The organism is Bradyrhizobium oropedii (assembly GCF_020889685.1).
GTDB lineage: Bacteria > Pseudomonadota > Alphaproteobacteria > Rhizobiales > Xanthobacteraceae > Bradyrhizobium > Bradyrhizobium oropedii.
In genome coordinates this window covers 22,471-28,470 of sequence record NZ_JACMYO010000109.1, presented here as the reverse complement: position 1 = coordinate 28,470, position 6,000 = coordinate 22,471, and the positions used below count along the sequence as shown (strand labels likewise).

Genomic DNA, 6,000 nt, shown 5'->3' with positions numbered 1-6,000 from the left:
CGGGTCAAGCCCGGGACGACAGCGGGCATGTGGCGCCGTCAGGCCGAGATCGCCTTGGCCGATCCGACCGCGTTGCGCAGCAGGAATTTCTGGATCTTGCCCGTGGATGTCTTCGGGATCACGCCGAACACCACTGATTTCGGCGTCTTGAAGCCCGACATGTGCTCGCGGCAATAGGCGATGATCTCGGCCTCGGTGGCCTTGGCGCCGTCCTTCAGCTCGAGGAAGGCGCAGGGCACTTCGCCCCATTTCGGATCGGGCTTTGCCACCACAGCCGCGAACAGCACGGCCGGGTGCTTGTAGAGGATGTCCTCGACCTCGACCGACGAGACGTTCTCGCCGCCGGAGATGATGATGTCCTTGGAGCGGTCCTTGATGATGACGTAGCCGTGCTCGTCGAGCACGCCGAGATCGCCGGTGTGAAACCAGCCGCCGGCGAACGCTTCCTGCGTCGCCTTCTCGTTCTTCAGATAACCCTTCATCACGATGTTGCCGCGGAACATGACCTCGCCGATGGTCTCGCCGTCGCGCGGCACCTCACGCATGGTCTCGGGATCGAGCACGGTGACGTCTTCCTGCAACGGGTAGGCGACGCCCTGGCGCCGTTTCAGCTGCGCGCGGGCATCGGCCGACAGTTCATCCCAGCCGGGCTGCTCGGCGCAGACGGAGGCGGGGCCATAGACTTCGGTCAGCCCGTACACATGGGTCAGCCTGATGCCGATGCGCTCGGCGCCTTCGAGCACGGCAACCGGCGGCGCCGCGCCCGCGATCAGGCCTGTGACAGGCTTTGCCTTGCCGCCCTTCGGCGCGTCAGGCGCATTGATCAGCGTGTTGTAGACGATCGGCGCGCCGCACATGTGGGTGACGCCGTGCTTGGGGATCAGCTCGAAGATCTTGGCCGGATCGACTTTGCGCAGGCAGACATTGACGCCGGCGGTTGCTGCGATCGTCCAGGGGAAGCACCAGCCGTTGCAGTGGAACATCGGCAAGGTCCAGAGATAGACCGGATGCTGGCCGAGATTGCCGGCGAGGATGTTGCTCACCGCGTTGAGATAGGCGCCGCGGTGATGGGTCACCACGCCCTTCGGATTGCCGGTGGTGCCGGACGTGTAGCTCAGCGCGATCGCATCCCATTCGTCGGCCGGCGGCCGCTCGGCGAATGCCGGATCGCCTGCGGCGACCGCCGCCTCGTACTCGATCTCGCCGATCCGCTTGCCGCCGGCAAACGCCGCATCATCGACGTCGATCACAAACGGCTTTGCGCCGTTCATCAGCGTCAGCGCTTCCGCGATCACGCCTGAGAATTCGGGATCGACCAGGATGATCTTCGCACCGCCGTGGTCGAGCTGGAATGCGATCGACGCCGCATCGAGCCGGATGTTCAGCGCGTTGAGCACCGCGCCGGTCATCGGCACCGCAAAGTGCAGCTCGTTCATCGCCGGAATGTTCGGCAGCATCGCCGCGACCGTGTCGCCATGGCCGATGCCGTGGCCTGCAAGATAGGACGCGAAGCGCTTGCAGCGCTCGTAGGTCTGTTTCCAGGTGAAGCTGCGGCCCTCATAGACCGCGCTGACGTGGTCGGGATACACGGTCGCCGAGCGCGCCAGGAAGCTCAGCGGCGTCAGCGGCACGTAGTTGGCGGGCGTCTTGTCCAGCCCGATCGAGTACTGGTCTTGAGCTGCACTCATGGCTCTATCCCATCCGCAAGGTGCTTTAAAGGAAACCGATCGATATCCAGGGGAAGATGGCAACGATGATCAGGCCGATCAACAGCGCCAGCATGTACCCCCAGATCGGCCGGATACCCTCGGCCGGATCGACGCGCCCGATGGCGCAGGCGGCATAGTAGCCGACGCCGAACGGCGGCGCGAACAGTCCGATGCCCATCGCCAGGATGATGATCATGGCGTAGTGCACCTCGTGGACGCCGACCTGGCGCGCAATCGGAAACAGCAGCGGCCCGAACAGCACGATCGCCGGAATGCCCTCGAGCACGCTGCCGAGGATCACGAAAGCCAGGATCGACACCGCGACGAAGCTCGCCGACCCGCCGGGCAAACCCGCCATCGACGCCGCCAGCGCCCGCGAGAAGCCGGACTGGGTCAGGCCCCAGGCCATGCCGGTGGCGGTGCCGATGATGAACAGGATCGCGCCCGACAGGCACGCCGTGTCGATCAGCATCGGCACGAGCCGCCGCCAATTGAATTTTCGGTAGATCAACAGGCCGATGACGAAGGCATAGACGATGCCGATGGTCGACACTTCGGTGGCGGTGGCGATGCCTTCGACCACGGCGTAGCGGATCACGAAGGGCAGGGCCAATGCGGGCAGGGCGAAGACGAACGCCTTGCCGATCTCGCTGCCGGTGGCGCGCTGGACATGGCTGAGGTCCTCGCCGCGGTAGCGCCACCACACCAGCGCCGACAGGGTGATCGCCAGCACCACGCCCGGCAGCAGGCCGCCGGTGAACAGCGCCGAGATCGAGACGCCGGTCACCGAACCGATGGTGATCAGCACGAGGCTCGGCGGAATGGTTTCGGTCTGCGCGCCGGTGGCGGCGAGCAGGGCGACCAGATCGCCCGGCTTGGCGCCGCGCTCCTTCATTTCCGGGAACAGCACGGGCGCGACGGCGGCCATGTCGGCGGCCTTCGATCCGGAGATGCCGGAGACCAGATACATGGCGCCGACCAGCACGTAATGCAGGCCGCCGCGGACGTGCCCGAGCAGGCTCGCCAGGAACGCGACCATCGCGCGCGCCATGCCGGTCATCTCGATCAGCAGACCGAGGAAGACGAACAGCGGCACCGACAGCAGGATCAAATGGCTCATGCCCTCGTCCATCCGGCCGACCAGCACCATCAGCGGCGTCCGCGTGGTCAGCGCCAGATAGCCGAAGATCGCCATGCCGAAGGCAAAGCCGATCGGCACGCCGGCGAACACGCAGAACCCGACCACGCCGACGAAGAAGATGATCAGATTGAGGTTGCCGAGCGGCCGCAGCATCGGCTGCGCCAGCCAGAACACGCCGATCAAGGCAACCACGGTGAGCGCAGCCAGCAGGAAGGTCTTGAAACTGCCGACCCGCGCCAGCCGCAGCAGCGCGAACAGCGCCATCAGGCAGGTGCCGACCGGCAGCGCCGCCGCGCGCCAGGTATTGGAGATCTGCAGCGCCGGCGTGGTGATGAAGCTCTCTTCATAGGCGTATTCATAGGCCGGCCGCACGATCAGGATCAGGAACGCCAGCGCGGCGCAGGTCGCGACCACGTCGAGATAGGCCCAGAGCCTTGGACCGGCGCTCGCGACCAGCGCGGTCATCCGCATGTGCTCGCCGCGGCGGAAAGCGACCACCGATCCCAGCATGGCAAGCCACAGGAACAGGATCGACGCCAGTTCGTCGGACCAGATCAGCGGCGTGTGCAGCACGTAACGCGCCACCACGCCCGCGAACAGGATGACGACCTCGGCGACGACCAGGATCGCCGCCGGGATTTCGACCAGCCATCCGAGCGCAGCGTCGACGGAACCGAGAACGGAGCGGCGGCGAGGGGGCTGTGACGCCGCCTCGCCGGCCCCGGCCACGGCCGGCGTCATCTCGACATGAGCCATGGCGAGCCTCCCGCTTGATCGATCAGGACAGTTTGCCGACGGACTTCTCGAGCAGCTCCCAGGCCTTCTCGCCGTACTTGCCCTTCCATTCGGCGTAGAAGCCCGCGGTGCGCAGCTTGTCGCGGAACGGCCCAACCTCGGGCTGGTTGAACACGAGACCCTTGCCCGCGAGCTCCTGCTTGACGGTCGCGTTCAGCTTCTCGGTGTCTTCGCGTTCCTTCACGGCCGCCGCGTTGACGTGCTTGGCGACGATGGTCTTGATATCATCGGGCAAGGCCGACCAGGCTCTGCGGTTCATCAGGAACCAGAAGCCGTCCCACATGTGGTTGGTGAGCGAGCAATACTTCTGGACTTCATACAGCTTCGCCGTCGAGATCAGCGCCAGCGGGTTTTCCTGGCCTTCGACGATCTTGGTCTGTAGCGCCGAATAGACCTCGCTGAAATTGATCGAGGCGGGCGAGGCGTCGAACGCCTTGAACATCGAGGTCCAGAGCGGCGATACCGGCACGCGGATCTTGAAACCCTTCAAGTCGTCCGGCCCGTTGATCGGCTTGGTCGACGACGTGGTCTGGCGGAACCCGTTGTCCCAGATCTTGTCCATGACCTCGAGGCCGGCCTTTTTGATCTCACCGCGGACATAGGCGCCGAGATCGCCGTCCATGGCCTTCCAGACCGTGGGATAATCCGGGAACGCGAAGCCGATGCCGTTGATCGAAGCCGCCGGCACCAGGGTCGCCAGGATCAGGCCGGACAGCGTGAAGAACTCGACGCCGCCGGAGCGCACCTGGCTCAGCACGTCGGTATCCGAGCCGAGCTGGTTGTTCGGGAACACCTGAAGGTCAAACCGGCCGTTGGTCTCGGTCTTGATCGCCGCAGACATCTCCCGGGCGCGAGCCACCAGCGGGTGCGACTCCGGCAGGTTGTTGGCGAACTTGTAAGAGAACTCGGCCGACTGGGCGCGCGCCACATACGGCGCGCCAATTCCGCCCATGACGGCGGAAGCGGCGGAGACCTTCAGCAGCGTGCGTCGTGAAAAGCTCATTGGGTTTGCTCCCTCGAGAGGCTTGTTGTTGTTCTGAGATGCCATCCTATACGGACCTGATGCCGTGGGGTCACCAGCGATCTCGGCGCAGGCCGCGCTTATTGCAGCGTCCGTACGCCGCGGCAATATCGGCTTTCTGACGAGAGGCCTGCGCGTAGATCGCCGTGGTGTTCGCACCAGCCAAATGCACGACCAGGCGAGCTTGGGACAGGCGTCGAGTTGCGAGCCAGTACGAAGATTTCCCACTAAATATCTGATCTAATTGTAGATATAAATATTCCATAATATACCTTATGCGAATTACGGATATAGGCGTGGCCACGACTGCCGGCGGCTATCCCGTTGCTTCGCTCTGGCTCGGCCTGATGGATTTTGTGACCCGGACCTGAGCTAACGGCATCTCTTCAGACCTGATCCCGCCGCCCGTACCCCGTGACGCATCGGATCAGCCGCTCGAGTACCACCCCGATCGCCGATCCCACGACGACGTCACTCGTCCAATGCGCCAGCAACAGAACGCGGGTCGATATCAGGCAAGCGCCGAGCGCTCGGACGATTCTGCGCTCGCCCCCGGGAAGCTGGCTCGCTGCCGAACTGATGGCTCCGACCTGAATTGCGTGTCCGGACGGAAACGAGTCCTCAGCTTTGCCCGAGATTGGAACGCCGTGCAGATGACCAAGGACGGTGAGCCGGTCCGGCCGCTTCTGGTTGAATACCCGTTTGAGCAGGTGCGGAACCAGCGATGCGGCCAACGCCGTGACCAGAAGATGGTCACTCGCCAGGCGTCGCGGCTCTGGCTTGCTCCGACACCATAGCCACCATCCAAGTGCCAGGGCGCAGACGACATGCTCGTCCGCCGCCCATGTCAGGATTGAGGCGGCGCGTTCTGTTGGCGGGGTCGTGTTGCGCGAGATAACGCGCGCAATGGCAATATCTTGCTGGGTCGGTCGGACCGTGATCGGCATGGATGCCTTGCTTGAGGCGATGACGGCATCTTTCAAACGTTTCGCATTCGCCCCTGTTCCAAGCGGCGCAAAGCAAAGGGCCCCGCTCAAGCGGGGCCCTGAATGCGTAGCGGTCACCATTTCTGGCGGCCGTACCAGTCATTCACTTCCTTCGTGGCTTGATCCTTGGCATAGCCGTAACGCTGCTGCAAACGGCCTTCGAGCTGGTCCTGCTTGCCGGCGATCACATCGAGGTCGTCATCGGTCAGCTTGCCCCACTGCTCCTTGACCTTGCCCTTCATCTGCTTCCAGTTGCCTTCGACACGATTCCAGTCCATCGCGGTTCTCCATTGAAAGATGAGATCGTCCAACGGGTGCCCCGACGCTTCGTTCCTCGCGAGCGTCGTA

General features: G+C 64.1%; 5 protein-coding genes. All 5 read right to left on the bottom strand.

The annotated features are described in order from the left end of the window. Positions 1–38: 38 nt before the first annotated feature. Positions 39–1,688, bottom strand: a complete 1,650-nt coding sequence (locus H8A95_RS26880; protein WP_229185943.1) for an acyl-CoA synthetase — start codon at positions 1,686–1,688, stop codon at positions 39–41. A gap of 25 nt (positions 1,689–1,713) precedes the next feature. After that, positions 1,714–3,606: a TRAP transporter large permease gene (locus H8A95_RS26875; RefSeq protein WP_229185942.1), complete on the bottom strand. Its 1,893-nt coding sequence runs from the start codon at positions 3,604–3,606 to the stop codon at positions 1,714–1,716. A gap of 22 nt (positions 3,607–3,628) precedes the next feature. Further along, entirely contained in the window at positions 3,629–4,648 is a 1,020-nt protein-coding gene (locus tag H8A95_RS26870) for a TRAP transporter substrate-binding protein (protein ID WP_229185941.1), read from the bottom strand. Between the two features lie 404 nt (positions 4,649–5,052). Continuing rightward, a complete protein-coding gene (locus H8A95_RS26865; protein WP_229185940.1) occupies positions 5,053–5,649 on the bottom strand; it encodes a phosphatase PAP2 family protein in 597 nt (198 codons plus the stop codon). 77 nt (positions 5,650–5,726) lie between these two features. After that, positions 5,727–5,930, bottom strand: coding sequence for a CsbD family protein (locus tag H8A95_RS26860; RefSeq protein WP_050630357.1), 204 nt, complete (start codon positions 5,928–5,930; stop codon positions 5,727–5,729). Between the last annotated feature and the right edge of the window lie 70 nt (positions 5,931–6,000).